At 33.9% G+C, this 519-nt stretch carries 1 protein-coding gene; it reads right to left on the bottom strand.

What is annotated here, in order from left to right:
• The coding region (locus D1831_RS14495; RefSeq protein WP_158610683.1) for a hypothetical protein at positions 1 to 519 on the bottom strand (519 nt) is incomplete at both ends.

Below are 519 nucleotides of genomic sequence, written 5' to 3'. Positions count from 1 at the left end.
GAACTATACATAATTCCGATTATTTTCGAAGCTTGGTTTTGTAAAAATGTAGGAGCATAGTAATACATTCCGGTGGGCGGTGTGATTTTCCTAATAGTAGAGTACTTTCCGGTTATCTTTTTTGCCGTTGCTATAAAGATCTTGCCACTTCCTTTTTTATTTTTTGTATATAGAGCGTAATATTTTCTCGCACCCTTATATATATCAACGGCATTTACGTTATGCAATCCTTGTAATTTTAGAGCCTTTTTCAAATTAGGTTTACTTGTATCATAATTAAATGGCGCTATATATGCATCATAGTTTCCTTTAGCATCATAACTGGAAAATGACATCATAAGCTTGTCGCTATCATGAATTAAGGAAGGTGCTGTAATCTGCTTATATTTATTTGTGGCACCAATTGAAACCAGTTGCCAACTAAAAAAGTCAGCTGTTCGTAGTACTCCACCCGTATACGTAATGAACCAATAATTACCAAATTTTGTTATTTTGGGATCTTGAATCTCAATATTGGGA

Origin of the sequence: Lactiplantibacillus garii, assembly GCF_003885105.1 — a bacterium.
GTDB lineage: Bacteria > Bacillota > Bacilli > Lactobacillales > Lactobacillaceae > Lactiplantibacillus > Lactiplantibacillus garii.
Note: the sequence above shows the minus strand (reverse complement) of the source record. Positions and strands in the feature narration are given on the sequence as shown.